This window comes from Sulfitobacter pontiacus (assembly GCF_040790665.1).
Taxonomy (GTDB): domain Bacteria; phylum Pseudomonadota; class Alphaproteobacteria; order Rhodobacterales; family Rhodobacteraceae; genus Sulfitobacter; species Sulfitobacter pontiacus.
The window spans coordinates 952,358-967,596 of the sequence record NZ_CP160849.1; the positions used below are offsets into that span (position 1 = coordinate 952,358).

Here is a 15,239-nt window from a genome sequence, read left to right on the forward strand (position 1 = left end):
GGAGACTATCAAGATGGCAAGAGCAAAGTTTCTCTGCGACGCCGAACGCTGCATCGAATGCAACGCCTGCGTCACGGCCTGTAAGAACGAACACGAAGTACCGTGGGGCATCAACCGCCGTAAGGTCGTCACCATTCAGGACGGCCAACCCGGCGAACGGTCGATCTCGGTTGCGTGTATGCATTGTTCCGATGCGCCCTGTATGGCGGTCTGCCCTGTAGACTGCTTCTACCAGACCGACGACGGCATCGTTCTGCACTCAAAAGACCTGTGCATCGGTTGCGGGTACTGCTTCTACGCCTGCCCCTTCGGCGCGCCGCAGTATCCACAGGCGGGCAACTTCGGGTCGCGCGGCAAGATGGACAAATGTACTTTCTGCGCCGGTGGCCCCGAGGAAAACCACTCCGAAGCGGAATTCCAGAAGTACGGCCGCAACCGGATCGCCGAAGGCAAGCTGCCGATCTGCGCCGAGATGTGTTCGACCAAAGCGCTGCTGGCCGGTGACGGCGATGTCGTCTCGGGCATCTACCGCGAACGCGTTGTCGCACGCGGCTTTGGCTCGGGCGCCTGGGGCTGGGGCACGGCATACGAGCAAAAGGGCGGCTAAGCCCCCTTTCGCATATTCATGCTTTCCTTGGCCCGCTGGCACCTGCTGCTGGCGGGCCAACTATCTTTATCCTGTCGGAGGTCCCGATGACATTGCTGCGCGTTCTGCTGCCTCTCATATTTCTTGTGTCCTTTGCCGGTCTTTCCGCCGCGCAGGACACCTCGGGCGATGCCTCGGTCCTGCAACCGGGCCAACAGTCGCTTGAAGACATCATGGCCCGCCAACGCGGCGAGGACGTGCCCTTTGGGGCCGAGCTTCCCTTACCGCTTGAGGGCAACCCACCCCCGGCCGAATCTCACCTTGGACCGCTTGGTAGCGCATCCGATGCGGACCTGTGGCGCGAGATCCGGGCGGACGCCCTGCCCGACGCGCGCGCCAGCAACCGCGGACCTGCGGCCAAGGTTCTGATGCAGGACGGTGGCATGTGGTGGCTGAACTTCCGTCACGGCCCGCTGCTGACCTATGGCAGCCTGCTGTTGGGTGTCACCGTCGTGCTGATGGCGATTTTCTATCTGATCCGCGGACGTATCCGTATCGAACACGGGCGCGCGGGTATCACCATCGAACGGTTCAAATTCATCGAACGCTTCGGCCACTGGCTGATCGCAAGCTCTTTCATCCTGCTGGCGATCACCGGTCTGGTATCGCTTGCGGGGCGCAAACTGCTGATCCCGTTGTTCGGGCACGAGGCGTTTTCGACCTTTGCCATCGCGGGCAAGTGGATCCACAACAACGTGTCATGGGCTTTCATGCTGGGGCTGGTGATGGTGTTCGTCATGTGGATCGTCCACAATCTGCCGGATCGCACAGACATCAACTGGATCCTCAAGGGCGGCGGCATCTTCGGCAAGGGTCACCCCCCCGCCAAGAAGTTCAACGCCGGTCAAAAGCTGATCTTCTGGGCCGTCATCATTCTGGGCACCTCGATCTCTGTCTCGGGTATTTCGCTGCTCTTCCCGTTCGAACTGACGATGTTCGAACCCACGCTGGCGCTGTTGAATGACATGGGCGTGCCGCAACTGTTGGGGCTTGGCACAATAGACGCCACGCTGACCCCGCAAGAGGAAATGCAATACGCCCAGCTGTGGCACGCCGTTATCAGCTTTGTCCTGATGGCTGTGATCATCGCGCATATCTATATCGGGACACTCGGCATGGAAGGCGCGTTCGAGGCGATGGGGTCGGGCGATGTCGATCTTGAATGGGCGCGCGAGCACCACAGCATCTGGGCCGACGAAGTTGTCACGAAGCAGGGTAAACCTGCCTCTGGCACGCAGCCGGCAGAGTGATATGATGCACCCAACGCCCCCCACCCAGCGTGCCAATGCGCATCAACGAGGTACGGAATGAAAGCTTTTATCACTGCCATCGTCGCCTTGGTCATCCTTGCTGCGGGCATGAACTTTGCGTTGGACAACGCAGGGTTCTCCGCGGCCGAGCAGACCTCGTCTGATCGCAATGTCCGGCTGGGCGACTAAGACCGCATCCTATGCATAGCAAACTCCGACGGCCCGCCCGATGAATGATATCTGGGCGGGCCTTTCTTCTGCGTTCTGGCTGGTTGTCACCGGCGATCCCGACCTGATCGAGATTACGCTCAGGTCGTTGCAGGTCAGCCTGACGGCGCTGGTCATTGCCTCGACCATCGCGCTGCCCTTCGGCACATGGCTCGCCATCCGCCGTTTCCGCTTCCGCCGTACCGCGATTGCGGTGCTGAACTCTCTCATGGGATTGCCGCCCGTCGTGGTGGGGTTGATCGTCTATCTGCTGCTGTCGCGCGCCGGTCCCTTCGGAGTGCTGGGGCTGCTGTTCACGCCCACGGCAATGATCATTGCGCAGGTGATCATTATCACGCCGCTCATCGCCTCTATCACCCATCAGGCGATGCGTGATCTTTGGGCCGAATACCACGATCTGCTGATCTCGCTGAACACCACCCCGACGCGGCGCATCCTGACGCTGATCTCGGACGGGCGGCGGGCCTTGTTGACGGCAGCGCTGGCAGGCTTTGGCCGCGCCATAGGCGAGGTCGGCGCGATCATGATCGTGGGCGGCAACATCGACCATGCCACCCGCGTGCTGACCACCGCCATCGCGCTGGAAACCGGCAAGGGTGATTTCGCACTGGCGCTTGGTCTGGGCTTTGTGCTGATCGCGCTGGCGCTGAGTGTGAACCTGATTATCCACGCCCTGTCGCGCACAGAAAGAGAGGGCAGATGGTGACCCCCCTGCTGCCCGCCCATATGCGCGACGTCAGCGTTACCCGCCGCGGCAAGCGATTGCTGGGCCCCGTGGACCTGACCCTTGGCAAAACCGGCTTCACGATCCTGCTGGGGCCCAATGGTGCGGGCAAGACGACATTCCTCAAGGCGCTGCACGGGCTTGAACGGCTGTCCACAGGCGCGGTCACATGGGCCGTTCCGGATGGCCTTGCGCGGATGCGGCAGGCCTATGTTTTCCAAAGCCCCGTGATGCTGCGCCGGTCGGTGCGCGCCAATCTGGGCTATCCGCTGGCGATACTAGGCCAGCCCAAGGCGCAGGTGAACAAAGCGGTAGAGGCATGGGCGGCTCGTATCGGCCTGACGCCCGCGCTGGATCGCCCCGCGACGGGGTTGTCCGGTGGCGAGAAACAAAAGCTCGCCCTCGCCCGCGCCTTGATCCGCACCCCCGAGATGCTGCTGCTGGATGAGCCCTGCGCCAATCTGGATGGCCGCTCCGTCAAGGATATAGAGGCGCTGCTGCAATCTGCCCATCACTCAGGGACGCGCATCGTGATGGCGACGCATGATCTGGGTCAGGCGCGGCGCCTTGCAACTGAAATATTGTTTCTGTTTAAAGGTCGCATTCACGAGGCTGGCCCGGCGCCCGATGCGTTTGACGCCCCGCAGACCCCGGAATTCAAATCGTTCCTGAATGGAGATATTTTGATATGAAATCCTTGATTCCCGCTCTTGTTCTAGCACTTGGCACCACGGCTGCGCAGGCGGACACCATGAAAATGGCTGTCACCACGTCCTTCAACAACTCTGGTCTGTCCGACGTTCTGCTGCCCGCCATCAAAGAAGATCTGGACCTTGACGTGCAACTGCTGATCGTCGGCACCGGTCAAGCCTTGCGCTTGGGCGAAGCGGGCGACGTCGATGCCATTCTGGTGCACTCCAAGAAAGCCGAAGAGGCCTTTGTCGCCGACGGCTATGGCACCCACCGCCGCGAGATCATGTATAATGATTTCGTCCTGATCGGCCCAAATGACGACCCCGCCGCGATCAAAGACGCAGAGGCTGCGAAGGACGCGCTGGTCAAGATCGAAGCGGCCGAGACCCCTTTCGTGAGCCGTGGCGACGACAGCGGCACCCACAAGAAAGAACTCTCGCTTTGGGCCGGTGCTGATCTGGACCCCGCGACATTCGGTGAATGGTACAAAGCTGTTGGCGCGGGCATGGGCGCGAGCCTCAACACCGCTGCAGGGATGGGGGCCTATATCATGTCCGACCGTGCAAGCTGGCTGAACTTTGACAACAAGGCCGATCTGGCAATTCTCTTTGCGGGCGATCCGGTGCTGTTCAACCAATATGCCTATATTCCGGTGAACCCCGAGAAACACGCGCATGTGAACAAAGACGCCGCGGCCCAGTTGGAAGACTGGCTGGTCGGCGACCGCGCCAAAGACCTGATCGACAGCTATACGATCAACGGCGAAAAGCTGTTCACCTTTAACGCCGAGCAGTGATTTAAACGGTTTGAGAACCTCGCCATGCGCGGTATCAAGCCGCATGAAATCATTGATCATCCATATGTCCACCAGCACCGCGCGGCACGCCAATGTCGCGCGGTTGCTGCAGGATCTGCCCGATGCGCAGGTCGTCGAAGCGGTGAATGGCCGCGACCCTACGCAGGTCGCAGATGTGCGCACCCACTCTGGCAACCTGCACAGCCCGTCCTATCCCTTCGCCCTGACACCGGCCGAGATCGGCGTCTTTCAAAGCCATCGCAAATGCTGGCAGATGATCGTCGATCAGGGCTGGGATTACGCGATGATTGTCGAGGATGACCTCGCCGTGTCGCGGCCAGAGCTGGACCGCGCGTTGCAGCTTATCCACCAGAATATGACGCCCGATATGTACCTGCGCCTGCCGCCCAAGATGCGAGAGCTGCCCGCAGATGTCGTGGCGCGTGACGGCGATATGGCGTTGATCCTGCCCAAGCGGATCGGCTTGCAGTGTTGCTGTCAGGTGGTGGGGCGCGACGCCGCGCAGCGCTTGCTTGACGGATCGACCCAGATTGACCGCCCTGTCGATACATGGCTGCAGATGCATTGGGTGACGGGGCAAAAGCTCCACGCCCTGCTTCCTAACGGGCTAAGCGAAATCGCCAATCAGATCGGCGGGTCAACCATCCAGCAAAAAACCCGCACCAGCGGCAAGCTGATGCGGGAATTAAAGCGGGCGTGGTATCGCACGCAGGTTAAGTTGCGACCTCAGAAAGCCTGAGATCCCGCGCTTAGCTGGGCGCTTTGGTGGTGCGCAGGTAGGGCAGGATCTTGTTGAAGTCGCCGAACTTCGCCTTGGCGTCATCGTCCGACAGGGTCGCGGGGATGATCACGTCGTCGCCCACATTCCAGTTCGCCGGTGTCGCCACGCCCTTTCCGGTCGAGGTTTGCAAGCCGTCCAGCGCGCGCAGAACCTCGGCAAAGTTGCGGCCCACGGTCATCGGGTAGGTCATCGACAGCTTCAGCTGCTTGTCCGGCCCAATGATGAACACCGCGCGGACTGTGGCGCTGTCGTTGGGGGTGCGGCCATCGGGCAGATAAGCGTCGGCGGGCAGCATGTCGAAGGCTTTGGCAACGGTCAGGTCGTTATCCGCGATGATCGGAAAGCCCGCTTTGGCACCGGCGAAGGTCTCGATATCGCCTTTCCATTTCTTGTGCTCTTCAACACCGTCCACGGAAATACCCATCACCTTGGTGCCGCGCTTTTCCCATTCGTCGGCAAGCTGTGCGACTGCCCCGAATTCGGTGGTGCAGACCGGCGTGAAATCCTTTGGGTGCGAAAAAAGGATCGCCCAGCTGTCGCCCACCCAATCGTGCAGGCTGATCGTGCCCTGATCGGTTTCGACAGTCAGATCGGGGATGGTATCGTTGATGCGCAAGGACATAATATTCTCCGGCTTCATGGTTTCGGTTTGTCGTTCTCCACTTATGTAAGACGTTGCGCTGCCGGTTTCACCCCCTCACTTGCGGGTCCCCAGATGTGGTGACATGGTACGCGCAACAGGCTGGGGGAAACGTCCCCGGCACCGCATGACAAAAGGAGTTTTCCCATGCTGGAGAAGCGCGAGTTTTACATCAACGGTGAATGGGTATCCCCCGCCAAGCCGAATGACTATCACGTGATCGACCCCACCACAGAGGAGCCCTGCGCGGTCATCTCGCTTGGGGATCAGGCGGATACCGATGCCGCGGTTGCCGCTGCCAAGGCCGCCCTGCCCGGCTGGATGGCGACGCCTCCGGCGGAACGCATCGCCTTGCTGGAAAAGCTGCTAGAGGTTTATCAGGCCCGCGCCGAGGATCTGGCCAAAGCGATGAGCACGGCCATGGGTGCGCCGATGGATCTGGCCCGCACATCGCAGGTTGGTGCCGGTTCTTATCACCTGAGCAACTTCATCAAGGCCGCGAAAGAGTTCAAATTCGAACAGCCGCTTGGCGATCACGCCCCGAATGACCGGATCATCCGCGAAGCCGTGGGCGTTGCCGGTCTGATCACGCCGTGGAACTGGCCGATGAACCAGATCACGCTCAAGGTCGGCGCGGCGATTGTATCGGGCTGCACGATGGTGCTGAAACCGTCCGAGGAAAGCCCGCTGGACGCGATGATCTTTGCAGAGTTGATCGACGAGGCAGGCTTCCCCAAAGGGGTATTCAACCTTGTGAACGGCGATGGCGTCGGTGTCGGCAGCCAGATGTCGTCGCATAAAGACATCGACATGATCAGCTTCACCGGATCGACCCGCGCGGGCACGCTGATCTCGAAAGCGGCGGCGGATACGCTGAAAAAGGTCCACCTTGAACTGGGCGGCAAAGGCGCGAACATCATTTTCAACGATGCCGATGACAAGGCTGTCAAACGCGGCGTGCTGCACATGATGAACAACACCGGTCAGTCGTGTAACGCCCCCAGCCGTATGCTGGTGCAGTCGGATGTCTATGACAAAGCCGTTGAAGAAGCAGGCGCTGTGGCGTCGCAGGTTACCGTTGGTCCTGCCTCCGAAGATGGGCGTCACATTGGCCCCGTGGTCAATGAATCGCAGTTCAACAAGATTCAGGACCTGATCCAGAAGGGCATCGACGAAGGCGCGCGTTTGGTTGCGGGCGGCACCGGACGTCCCGACGGGTTGAACCGCGGGTTCTTTGTCAAACCCACTGTCTTTGCAGACGTGACCCCCGACATGACCATCGCGCGCGAGGAAATCTTTGGGCCGGTTCTGTCGATCATGAAGTTCGACAGCGAAGAGCAAGCGGTCCAGATCGCCAATGACACGGTTTACGGCCTGACCAACTATGTCCAGTCGCAAGATGGCGAGCGTCGCAACCGTCTGGCGCGTCAGCTGCGGTCGGGCATGGTCGAGATGAACGGCCAAAGCCGCGCCGCAGGGTCGCCCTTTGGCGGCATGAAGCAGTCGGGCAACGGGCGCGAAGGCGGCATGTACGGGATCGAGGACTTTACCGAGATCAAGGCCGTCTCGGGTTGGGCCGCTGAATAAGCTGTCCTTCGGACACGCTGTAAAAACCAAGGCCACCCTGCGGGGTGGCCTTTTTCGTCTGCGCCCTATGGCCTTTAGAACGGTGCCTTGGCGCGGATCTTGGTCGAATGTCCGCCCTGAGGATGGTTGAACCGCAGCTCCTCTGAATGGAGCATCAGGCGCGGATACGCCAACGCGGGCCCCGTGGCGTAAAACGGATCGCCCAGAATCGGATGGCCGAGGCTCAGCATATGCACCCGCAGCTGATGGCTGCGCCCTGTCTTGGGGCTAAGGCGCACCCGCGCGGTGTCGCCTTCGTCTTTCAGCACACGCCAGTCGGTTTGTGCGGGTTTACCCGTTTCATGGCAGACCATCTGGCGCGGGCGGTTCGGCCAATCCACGATCAGCGGCAGATCGATGGTGCCGGTCTTTTCCTGCGGTACCCCCCAGACCCGCGCGACATAGGTCTTGCGCGTCATCCGCTTTTCAAACTGCAATCCCAGATGGCGCTGCGCATGAGGCGTCAGCGCAAAGATCATCACGCCCGAGGTGTCCCGATCCAGACGATGCACCAGCAGCGCGTCCGGAAATGCATCCTGCACCCGCGCGATGAGACAATCGGCCAGATGCGGCCCCTTGCCCGGCACCGACAGCAAGCCCGCGGGCTTGTCGACAAGCAGCACTTCGGCGTCTTCATGCAGGACAACCAGCGGATCTTGGGGCGGATTATATTCTGTTTCCATAAGTGTCCGTCTCAGAGTTAGGGTAGGTTTTCAACCCAATCTGTACCAAAGGACCCGGAATGCATCCTACTATTACCAAGATGATTGATGTTGTCGCCAAGGGGGATTCGGAAAAGATCGCCCCGCTGCTGGCGGAAGACGTCACCTTCATGCCGCCGACATATTACAAGACCTGGACCGGCCGCGCGCCTGTGGCAGCGGTCCTGGGACACGTCGGCAATGTCTTTAGCGATTTCAAATACCGCCGGATCATGGGGGAAGGGACAGATTGGGCGCTGGAGTTCCAGTGCAAGATCGGGGATCTGGATGCCGTTGGCGTCGATCTGATCACCTTGGGTGACGACGGTCTGATCGCCAAATTCGAGGTGGTGATGCGCCCCTATAAATCCATCGGTGCCCTCCGCGAGGCGATGAACGCACGGGTGATGAAAGACCCCAGCTTCCTCGCCTTCAAGGACGCGCTGTCCTGAGCTTGTGATATAGGGACCGAGGGGCGCGACATGTCTGCGCCCCTCCTATCCCCTTGTCACGCCGGTTTGTGCCGCATCTGCCGAAACAGCGAGATCGAATAGATCACCAGCGCCCCCCAGATCAGCGGAAAGGCAATCATGCGCGCGCGCCCAAAGGGTTCGTCAAAGACCAGCACAGCGCAAAGGAAGATCATCGTCGGCGCGATATACTGCAAGATACCGATGGTCGATAGCCGCAGCCGCTTGGCTCCGTTGGCGTAAAAGATCAACGGCACCGCCGTGACCACGCCGCAGCCCACCAGCATCCACGTATTAAACGGCACGCCCTGACCAAAGTGGTTTTGCCCCGTCATAATCAGGTAAACCAGATAAGCCAGCGCAGGGGCGAGCAGGATCAGGACCTCAAGCAGGAAACCCTGGTTCGGCCCGATCGGCAGCCGCTTTTTCGCCAGCGCATACAGCCCGAAGGTGAATGTCAGGCTCAGTGCGACCCAAGGGAAGCGACCGGAATCGAGCGTCAGGATCGCGACGGCGACGGCTGCCAGCCCGAGTGCCGCAAGCTGAAGTCTCGACAGACGCTCCCCCAGCAGCAGCGCCCCCAGCAGAATGCTGAACAACGGGTTGATGTAATAGCCCAAGGCCGCGTCCAGCGCATGACCCGAGTTCACCGCCCAGATATAGATGCCCCAGTTGACCGAGATCAGCGTCGCCGTGACACAGCCCATTGCCAGCGTGCGCGGCGACCGGAACGCCTCGCGCAGGGTGGCGGTGCGCCCCAGAAGGATCAGCACCAATGCGCCCACGGGCACTGACCAGATGACCCGATGCACGACAATCTCTGCCGCGGGAATATGGGCGATGGCCTTCATATACAGCGGCAGAAACCCCCAAAGACCGTAGGCCCCGATCGCAAAGGCAAGCCCTTGGGGCGTGTCCTCGGGCGGGGCGGGCTGGGTGTTGGAAAGGGTATCTGGGTTGCGCATATCGTGTCTCCTTGGGGTCTGCTTACGCCCGCAGGACCGCAGGGGCCAGAGGGAAAGACTGACCCAAGGGCACTTGCCCCAGAGGTGCGCGGGATCAGCCCTTGATCACCCCTTAGGCATCGGCGTATGCGCGCTGCCCAACAGCACCCCGTAGATGATAAAGCTGACCGCCATCACGCGGCGGAACCAGACGTTGAACACCGCCCCCAAGGCCGCCCGCCCCAGCCCCGCCCCAAGCGCGGTAAACCCGGTATAGCTGGCCGCGGTCAGGGTCAGCGCCGTCGGCACGATCACGATCATCTGGTCCCAGATCGGGACATCCGGCTGCACGAACTGGCTGAAGGCCGCGAGATATCCGGCGACCGATTTGGGGTTGATCGTCGCAATCGCAAAGGCACGCCAATAGACCGACGCGGCGGGGCGATCCTCCATCACCACAGGCTTGCCCGCCATGACCAGCCCGCGCACGCCCAGATAGATCAGAAACCCTGCCCCGATCATCTTGGCCACAAAGAACCCCGTGGCCGAGGCCGTCAGCAGCGCCGTCACGCCAATCGCTGACAGCGCCAGAAACAGCGAGGCCTGCGTCAGGATCGCCAGCACCCCGACCATCGCCCGCGCAAAGCCCAGGTTCATCCCGTTGCTGATACAGTTCACCGCGTTCGGCCCCGGCGTGGTGACAAACACCACCCAGAACAGGGCAAACACGAGCCAAGCGTCAAAGCTCATGACATTTCCTTTGATTGACGGGCAGGATCACCGGCCTAGGCGTTTGCGAAAACAGATTTCAGAATCGCGGCGAGTTCATCGGCGTCGGTCTGGTCAAACGCGGCGGGCTGGTTGCTGTCGATATCAAAGACACCCAGCAGCTCTCCGGCGCCGTTCCAGACGGGCAGGACCAGTTCAGACCGCGTGGAGGACGCGCAGGCGATGTGGCCCGGAAAGGCATCCACATCCGCAACCAGCTGCGTTTCGCCCGTGCGCGCGGCAGCACCGCAAACGCCACGCGCGAAGGGGATCACCAGACAGCCATGCCCGCCCTGATAGGGCCCGATCTTAAGCAGCTCTGGCGCGGTCACACGGTAGAACCCCGTCCAGTCAAAGCGGTCGTCGGCGTGGTGCACCTCGCAAGTGACGGTGGCCATCAGCGCCACGCTGTCGGTTTCGCCGTCGGTCAAAGCGTGGAGGGTTTTGGAGAGGGTAGGATAGTCAACGCGCATAAAATTGCCTTTTGTTACTGTCGGACCGGGGGGCTGTCTGCCCCCCGACCCCCGAGGATTTAGTCCATTTGGAAAATCAGGGGCGTTCGATCGCAATCGCGGTGCCTTCACCGCCGCCAATGCAGATCGCCGCGATACCCCGTTTCAGCCCGCGCTTTTCCAGTGCGTTCAGCAGGGTCACGATAATACGTGCGCCAGAGGCCCCGATGGGGTGGCCAAGCGCACAGGCACCGCCGTTCACGTTCACGATGTCATGGGACAGCGCCATTTCATGCATGAAGGCCAGCGGCACGACGGCAAAGGCCTCGTTCACTTCCCACAGATCAACGTCGTCTTTCTGCCAGCCCAACCGGTCCAGCAGTTTCTGCGCCGCCGGTACGGGCGCGGTAGTGAAAAGCCCCGGTGCCTGCGCGTGACTGGCGTGGCCGAGGATATGCGCGCGGACATTCAACCCTTGGGATTTGGCGGCTGTTTCAGATGCCAGCACCAATGCCGCCGCCCCGTCCGAGATGGAAGACGCATTCGCCGCCGTGACTGTGCCGCCCTCGCGGAAGGCGGGTTTGAGTTCGGGGATCTTCTCGGGCCGTGCGTTGCCGGGCTGTTCATCCGCCGAGATGGTGACCGACCCTTTACGCGATTTCAGATCAACCGCTGCGATCTCGCCATCGAACGCGCCGCTGCTTTGCGCGTCAAGCGCGCGGGACAGGGAGGCCAGCGCATAGTCATCCTGCACGGCGCGGGTGAATTGAAAGGTCTCGGCGCAGTCTTCGGCAAAGGTGCCCATCAGCCGGCCCTTGTCATAGGCGTCTTCCAACCCGTCGAGGAACATGTGATCGATCACCTGACCGTGCCCCAACCGCGCGCCGCCGCGCATTTTCGGCAGCACATAGGGCGCATTTGTCATGCTCTCCATCCCGCCGGCGATCATGGTATCGGTCTGACCCAAGGCGATCTGGTCGAAGGCGATCATCGCCGCCTTCATCCCCGAGCCGCACATCTTGTTCAGCGTTGTCGCCGGCACCTCTTCGCCGAGACCTGCCTTGAAGCCGGCCTGACGCGCGGGGGCTTGGCCCTGCCCTGCGGGCAACACACAGCCCATCAGCACCTCATCCACGGTATTGGTGCCGGCACCATCCAGCGCCGCCTTGATCGCATGCCCCCCCAGATCGGCCGCGGTCAGATCGGCAAAAGCCCCCTGAAACCCGCCCATCGGCGTCCGCGCAGCCCCTGCTATCACGACTTTTTCCATTTCGTCCCCTCCCCGGGAAATGATCATCTTTTGGTAAGGTATCGGCGCTATGTCTTCTGGCGTCCGGCACACCTTGGAGATGACCATATGAAACTCTCGACCAGAACAGAAGGGCAGCTGCAAATCATATCCGTGATGGAAGACCGTATTGATGCCGCCGTTGCCCGCGCCTTTAAGGAAGCCATGCGGGATATGATCGAAGATGGGCCACCTGTGGTTATTCTGGATCTGGGACAGGTGACCTTTATTGATTCCAGCGGGCTTGGCGCCGTGGTGGCGACGCTGAAACTTCTGTTGCCGGACCGCAGCCTGACGCTGGCGGGGCTGACGCCCTCGGTTGATCGGGTGTTCCGATTGACGCGGATGGACAGCGTGTTTCCCCTTTTCCCCACATTGGACGCCGCACTGGCCGCGCAGGTGCCCGCATGAGCGCCCCGAACCGGAACGAAGGCACAGTGGGTCAGGCGGATACCCCCTATGGGTTCGAGGTGACGTTGGAAGCCTCTGCCGATGCGGTACGCGCGGCCCTTGGACATATCCGCACAGAACTGGCCGATCGGGGACTATCGCAAGAAAACCTCGAGATTGTGGAACTGGTGCTGGCCGAGACGTTGAATAACGTGGTTGAACACGCCTATGCCGGATTGCCCCAAGCGGGGTTAATCGGGGTGCGCGGGGCCTATGCGCCTGATGACTTGCGGTTTCGCATCACCGATCTGGGCAAACCGATGCCGGGGTTCACCCTCCCCCCGGGTGAAGCATTCGATGTGCTGAAACTTGCTGACGAACTGCCGGAAGGGGGATTCGGCTGGAGCCTGATCCGGTTGCTGAGCTGCGAGCTGGAATATTCGCGCACCGGTGATATGAACCTGCTGGCGCTGCGCATTCCGCTTGCCGCCGGATAAGCTGGGTTTGGGGGCCGCCACTAGGGGGGCCTTTGCCGCCAGGGGTTAAGTATTGGTCACCTTTGGGGCAGCTTGAAGCAACGCTTCGCAATAGCGCCTCAAAGGTTTCATAATTCCGCCCAGCTTTGCGGGCAACGTCGGTTCTGTAGCTGCATATGGCTTCCCTCGGCGTTGCGTTTTAATAGCCCCCACCCAGTACGCAACGCCGAGGCACATTTACTGTGCCCAATCCCCCTTCATGTACCCAGCTCCCCTTTAAGTGCCCAACTGCCCTTTAGTGATTGCCCGCCCGTCCTGCACCGCGCTACGTTCAGGCCGATGACAGCAACCTGAGGCCAATGACATGCGCGACTTTCACCTTCCCGGACGATCCCCCGTTCTGGCGAGCAATGGCATGTGTGCCACGTCCCATCCTTTGGCCGCAAAGACCGCTGTCGATATTCTTGAGCGGGGCGGCAACGCGATGGATGCCGCGATTGCCGGTGCCGTGCTGCTGGGGATTTGCGAGCCGCAGATGACCGGAATCGGCGGGGATTGCTTTGTGCTGTACTCGCCAGCGGGCAGCGACGAAGTGCACGCGCTGAACGGATCGGGCCGCGCCCCTGCTGCGTTGGATGCCGCCCATTTGCGCGACGCTGGTGAAAAGACGGTACCGCTGCGCAGCGCCCACGCCGTGACCATTCCCGGCGCGATCGACGCGTTTTGCCACCTGTCCGACACCATCGGCACTATGGGTCTGGACACGCTTCTTGCCCCTGCGATCCGCTATGCCGAAGAAGGCGTACCCGTCGCGGCACGTGTCGCCTTTGATTGGGGTAATGATGCGGGCACCTTGCAGGGGGCCGCACGCGATTTCTATCTAACCGGCGGCGAGGCCCCAAAGACCGGCGACATCTTCCGCGCCCCCGGACAGGCCGAAGTCCTGCGTCGCATCGCCAAGGACGGGCGCGATGCCTTCTATTCCGGTGAGGTGGCCGAAGATATCGTCGCCTCTCTCAATGCGATGGGGGGCAAGCACACGGCAGAGGATTTCGCCGCCACCGCTTGCACCCCCGGTGAGCCCCTTGCCTCCACTTATCAGGGCGTTGAGGTGCTGGAACATGCGCCGAACGGACAGGGGGCCACGGCACTGTTGATGATGAACATGCTGTCGCATTTCGACATTGCATCCATGGATCCTTGGGGCGCGGAGCGTGTGCATATCGAGGCGGAAACCGCCAAGCTGGCGTATGATGCGCGCAATCGTTTTCTGGCGGACCCGGACCATACCGCACGTCTGGCCCATATGCTTGCGCCCGAAACGGCGCAGGAGCTGGCGGCGTTGATCGACCCGAAGAAAGCCATGCCCGACCCCGTCGCCCTGTCAGAGTCGGTGCATAAGGATACGATCTATATCACCGTGGTGGACAAGGATGGGATGTCCGTGTCGTTGATCTATTCGATCTTCCACGGTTTCGGGTCGGGCATCGCGTCGGATAAATTCGGTATCCTGCTGCAAAACCGCGGTGCTGGTTTCACCCTTGACCAAGGGCACGCGAACGAGCTGAAGGGCGGCAAGCGGCCGATGCATACGATCATTCCGGGGATGATCAAACGCGACGGTAAGGTCATCATGCCGTTTGGCGTGATGGGCGGGGCCTACCAGCCCAATGGCCACGCGCGGTTTGTCTCTAACCTGACGGATTTCGGGCTAGACCCTCAGGCCGCCATCGACGCCCCCCGCGCGTTTTCCGACAATGGCGTCCTCAAGGTCGAACGCGGGTATAGCGATGCGGTCCGCGCCGAGCTGGCCGAGATGGGGCATAAGGTCGAAATTCCGGCCACAGCCATCGGCGGCGCGCAGGCGATCCAGCTGCATGACAACGGTTTGCTGGAGGGGGCGAGCGACGCACGCAAGGATGGGTGTGCCCTGGGCTATTGAAACAGGGTGGCAGGCGCGGGTCACCCACGCTTTGCCTCAATTCAGCTGGAAGTGCAGCGGATAGGCCCCATCGGTGAACGGGCCGAAGAGATCGGGGATATCAGGATGGTCCACAGGTTCGCCCGAGTAATCGGCCACGAGGTTCTGCTCGGACACATAGGCCACGTAATAGCTTTGTTCGTTTTCGGCCAGCAGGTGATAATAGGGCTGGTCTTTCTCGGGGCGGCTGTCTTCCGGAATAGCCTCGTACCATTCTTCGGTATTGGCAAATTCGGGGTCCACGTCAAAAATCACCCCTCGGAAGGGATGTTTTTTGTGCCGGACGATCTGGCCCAAGTGGTATTTCGCGCGCGTTCTTATCATAACATCGGTGCACCTACCGTTCGTTCGTAGTCCCTTCAAG

The 15,239-nt window shown here is 61.1% G+C and carries 19 protein-coding genes; 12 read left to right on the forward strand and 7 right to left on the reverse strand.

The annotated features are described in order from the left end of the window. The first annotated feature begins 13 nt into the window (after positions 1–13). From fdh3B to AB1495_RS04740, 7 genes are all read left to right on the forward strand, one after another. Positions 14–607 carry a formate dehydrogenase FDH3 subunit beta gene (fdh3B, locus tag AB1495_RS04710; protein ID WP_005850298.1) on the forward strand — a complete coding sequence of 198 codons (594 nt, stop codon included), beginning with the start codon at positions 14–16 and terminating at the stop codon, positions 605–607. Between the two features lie 86 nt (positions 608–693). Then, the gene (locus AB1495_RS04715) at positions 694–1,896 is read left to right on the forward strand and encodes a formate dehydrogenase subunit gamma (RefSeq protein ID WP_074636382.1); all 1,203 of its coding nucleotides are present in this window, start codon (positions 694–696) and stop codon (positions 1,894–1,896) included. 57 nt (positions 1,897–1,953) lie between these two features. Next, positions 1,954–2,085, forward strand: coding sequence for a hypothetical protein (locus AB1495_RS04720; RefSeq protein WP_005850301.1), 132 nt, complete (start codon positions 1,954–1,956; stop codon positions 2,083–2,085). Between the two features lie 40 nt (positions 2,086–2,125). Next, positions 2,126–2,830 carry an ABC transporter permease gene (locus tag AB1495_RS04725; protein WP_037942756.1) on the forward strand — a complete coding sequence of 235 codons (705 nt, stop codon included), beginning with the start codon at positions 2,126–2,128 and terminating at the stop codon, positions 2,828–2,830. Continuing rightward, positions 2,824–3,540: an energy-coupling factor ABC transporter ATP-binding protein gene (locus AB1495_RS04730; protein WP_074636384.1), complete on the forward strand. Its 717-nt coding sequence runs from the start codon at positions 2,824–2,826 to the stop codon at positions 3,538–3,540. The genes AB1495_RS04725 and AB1495_RS04730 overlap by 7 nt, the downstream gene beginning before the upstream one ends. Then, entirely contained in the window at positions 3,537–4,337 is an 801-nt protein-coding gene (locus tag AB1495_RS04735) for a substrate-binding domain-containing protein (protein ID WP_074636386.1), read from the forward strand. The genes AB1495_RS04730 and AB1495_RS04735 overlap by 4 nt, the downstream gene beginning before the upstream one ends. A gap of 43 nt (positions 4,338–4,380) precedes the next feature. Then, entirely contained in the window at positions 4,381–5,097 is a 717-nt protein-coding gene (locus tag AB1495_RS04740; RefSeq protein WP_037965328.1) for a glycosyltransferase family 25 protein, read from the forward strand. Positions 5,098–5,107: 10 nt separating this feature from the next. On the opposite strand, the gene AB1495_RS04745 is transcribed toward AB1495_RS04740, so the two are convergent. Then, the gene (locus AB1495_RS04745; RefSeq protein WP_037965330.1) at positions 5,108–5,761 is read right to left on the reverse strand and encodes a peroxiredoxin; all 654 of its coding nucleotides are present in this window, start codon (positions 5,759–5,761) and stop codon (positions 5,108–5,110) included. Positions 5,762–5,926: 165 nt separating this feature from the next. Between AB1495_RS04745 and AB1495_RS04750 the strand changes: the two genes are divergently transcribed. After that, a complete protein-coding gene (locus AB1495_RS04750; protein ID WP_005850313.1) occupies positions 5,927–7,366 on the forward strand; it encodes an aldehyde dehydrogenase family protein in 1,440 nt (479 codons plus the stop codon). Between the two features lie 74 nt (positions 7,367–7,440). Here AB1495_RS04750 and AB1495_RS04755 read toward each other — a convergent pair whose 3' ends face one another. Then, complete coding sequence (locus AB1495_RS04755) at positions 7,441–8,088, reverse strand: RluA family pseudouridine synthase (RefSeq protein WP_005850315.1); 648 nt, start codon at positions 8,086–8,088, stop codon at positions 7,441–7,443. Positions 8,089–8,147: 59 nt separating this feature from the next. Between AB1495_RS04755 and AB1495_RS04760 the strand changes: the two genes are divergently transcribed. Next, entirely contained in the window at positions 8,148–8,558 is a 411-nt protein-coding gene (locus AB1495_RS04760) for a nuclear transport factor 2 family protein (protein ID WP_037942746.1), read from the forward strand. 56 nt (positions 8,559–8,614) lie between these two features. On the opposite strand, the gene rarD is transcribed toward AB1495_RS04760, so the two are convergent. The 4 genes from rarD to AB1495_RS04780 all read right to left on the reverse strand — a co-directional run bounded on the left by rarD (position 8,615) and on the right by AB1495_RS04780 (position 12,010). Next, positions 8,615–9,541 carry an EamA family transporter RarD gene (gene rarD, locus AB1495_RS04765; protein WP_074636388.1) on the reverse strand — a complete coding sequence of 309 codons (927 nt, stop codon included), beginning with the start codon at positions 9,539–9,541 and terminating at the stop codon, positions 8,615–8,617. A gap of 105 nt (positions 9,542–9,646) precedes the next feature. Next, positions 9,647–10,270 carry a LysE family translocator gene (locus tag AB1495_RS04770; RefSeq protein WP_009825491.1) on the reverse strand — a complete coding sequence of 208 codons (624 nt, stop codon included), beginning with the start codon at positions 10,268–10,270 and terminating at the stop codon, positions 9,647–9,649. Between the two features lie 35 nt (positions 10,271–10,305). Beyond that, the gene (locus tag AB1495_RS04775) at positions 10,306–10,761 is read right to left on the reverse strand and encodes a GAF domain-containing protein (RefSeq protein WP_074636390.1); all 456 of its coding nucleotides are present in this window, start codon (positions 10,759–10,761) and stop codon (positions 10,306–10,308) included. A 76-nt stretch (positions 10,762–10,837) separates the two neighbouring features. Beyond that, a complete protein-coding gene (locus tag AB1495_RS04780) occupies positions 10,838–12,010 on the reverse strand; it encodes an acetyl-CoA C-acyltransferase (RefSeq protein ID WP_074636392.1) in 1,173 nt (390 codons plus the stop codon). An 87-nt stretch (positions 12,011–12,097) separates the two neighbouring features. Here AB1495_RS04780 and AB1495_RS04785 point away from each other — a divergent pair, with 87 nt between their 5' ends. The 3 genes from AB1495_RS04785 to AB1495_RS04795 all read left to right on the forward strand — a co-directional run bounded on the left by AB1495_RS04785 (position 12,098) and on the right by AB1495_RS04795 (position 14,836). Continuing rightward, positions 12,098–12,439, forward strand: coding sequence for an STAS domain-containing protein (locus AB1495_RS04785; RefSeq protein ID WP_074636394.1), 342 nt, complete (start codon positions 12,098–12,100; stop codon positions 12,437–12,439). Then, on the forward strand, positions 12,436–12,915 hold the full coding sequence (locus AB1495_RS04790) for an ATP-binding protein (RefSeq protein ID WP_037942732.1): 480 nt from the start codon (positions 12,436–12,438) through the stop codon (positions 12,913–12,915). Before AB1495_RS04785 ends, AB1495_RS04790 begins: the two co-directional genes overlap by 4 nt. Before the next feature lie 343 nt (positions 12,916–13,258). Beyond that, positions 13,259–14,836 (forward strand): gamma-glutamyltransferase family protein, encoded by a 1,578-nt coding sequence (locus AB1495_RS04795; RefSeq protein WP_074636396.1) that lies wholly within the window; start codon positions 13,259–13,261, stop codon positions 14,834–14,836. 36 nt (positions 14,837–14,872) lie between these two features. On the opposite strand, the gene hspQ is transcribed toward AB1495_RS04795, so the two are convergent. Continuing rightward, a complete protein-coding gene (hspQ, locus tag AB1495_RS04800; RefSeq protein ID WP_005850331.1) occupies positions 14,873–15,199 on the reverse strand; it encodes a heat shock protein HspQ in 327 nt (108 codons plus the stop codon). Positions 15,200–15,239 lie beyond the last annotated feature (40 nt).

What these genes read in the sequence shown, in the direction of transcription:
- fdh3B (WP_005850298.1), top strand. Translation starts at nt 14, where the DNA reads ATGGCAAGAGCAAAGTTTCTCTGCGACGCCGAACGCTGCATCGAATGC.
- AB1495_RS04715 (WP_074636382.1), top strand. Translation starts at nt 694, where the DNA reads ATGACATTGCTGCGCGTTCTGCTGCCTCTCATATTTCTTGTGTCCTTT.
- AB1495_RS04720 (WP_005850301.1), top strand. Translation starts at nt 1,954, where the DNA reads ATGAAAGCTTTTATCACTGCCATCGTCGCCTTGGTCATCCTTGCTGCG.
- AB1495_RS04725 (WP_037942756.1), top strand. Translation starts at nt 2,126, where the DNA reads ATGAATGATATCTGGGCGGGCCTTTCTTCTGCGTTCTGGCTGGTTGTC.
- AB1495_RS04730 (WP_074636384.1), top strand. Translation starts at nt 2,824, where the DNA reads ATGGTGACCCCCCTGCTGCCCGCCCATATGCGCGACGTCAGCGTTACC.
- AB1495_RS04735 (WP_074636386.1), top strand. Translation starts at nt 3,537, where the DNA reads ATGAAATCCTTGATTCCCGCTCTTGTTCTAGCACTTGGCACCACGGCT.
- AB1495_RS04740 (WP_037965328.1), top strand. Translation starts at nt 4,381, where the DNA reads ATGAAATCATTGATCATCCATATGTCCACCAGCACCGCGCGGCACGCC.
- AB1495_RS04745 (WP_037965330.1), bottom strand. Translation starts at nt 5,761, where the DNA reads ATGTCCTTGCGCATCAACGATACCATCCCCGATCTGACTGTCGAAACC.
- AB1495_RS04750 (WP_005850313.1), top strand. Translation starts at nt 5,927, where the DNA reads ATGCTGGAGAAGCGCGAGTTTTACATCAACGGTGAATGGGTATCCCCC.
- AB1495_RS04755 (WP_005850315.1), bottom strand. Translation starts at nt 8,088, where the DNA reads ATGGAAACAGAATATAATCCGCCCCAAGATCCGCTGGTTGTCCTGCAT.
- AB1495_RS04760 (WP_037942746.1), top strand. Translation starts at nt 8,148, where the DNA reads ATGCATCCTACTATTACCAAGATGATTGATGTTGTCGCCAAGGGGGAT.
- rarD (WP_074636388.1), bottom strand. Translation starts at nt 9,541, where the DNA reads ATGCGCAACCCAGATACCCTTTCCAACACCCAGCCCGCCCCGCCCGAG.
- AB1495_RS04770 (WP_009825491.1), bottom strand. Translation starts at nt 10,270, where the DNA reads ATGAGCTTTGACGCTTGGCTCGTGTTTGCCCTGTTCTGGGTGGTGTTT.
- AB1495_RS04775 (WP_074636390.1), bottom strand. Translation starts at nt 10,761, where the DNA reads ATGCGCGTTGACTATCCTACCCTCTCCAAAACCCTCCACGCTTTGACC.
- AB1495_RS04780 (WP_074636392.1), bottom strand. Translation starts at nt 12,010, where the DNA reads ATGGAAAAAGTCGTGATAGCAGGGGCTGCGCGGACGCCGATGGGCGGG.
- AB1495_RS04785 (WP_074636394.1), top strand. Translation starts at nt 12,098, where the DNA reads ATGAAACTCTCGACCAGAACAGAAGGGCAGCTGCAAATCATATCCGTG.
- AB1495_RS04790 (WP_037942732.1), top strand. Translation starts at nt 12,436, where the DNA reads ATGAGCGCCCCGAACCGGAACGAAGGCACAGTGGGTCAGGCGGATACC.
- AB1495_RS04795 (WP_074636396.1), top strand. Translation starts at nt 13,259, where the DNA reads ATGCGCGACTTTCACCTTCCCGGACGATCCCCCGTTCTGGCGAGCAAT.
- hspQ (WP_005850331.1), bottom strand. Translation starts at nt 15,199, where the DNA reads ATGATAAGAACGCGCGCGAAATACCACTTGGGCCAGATCGTCCGGCAC.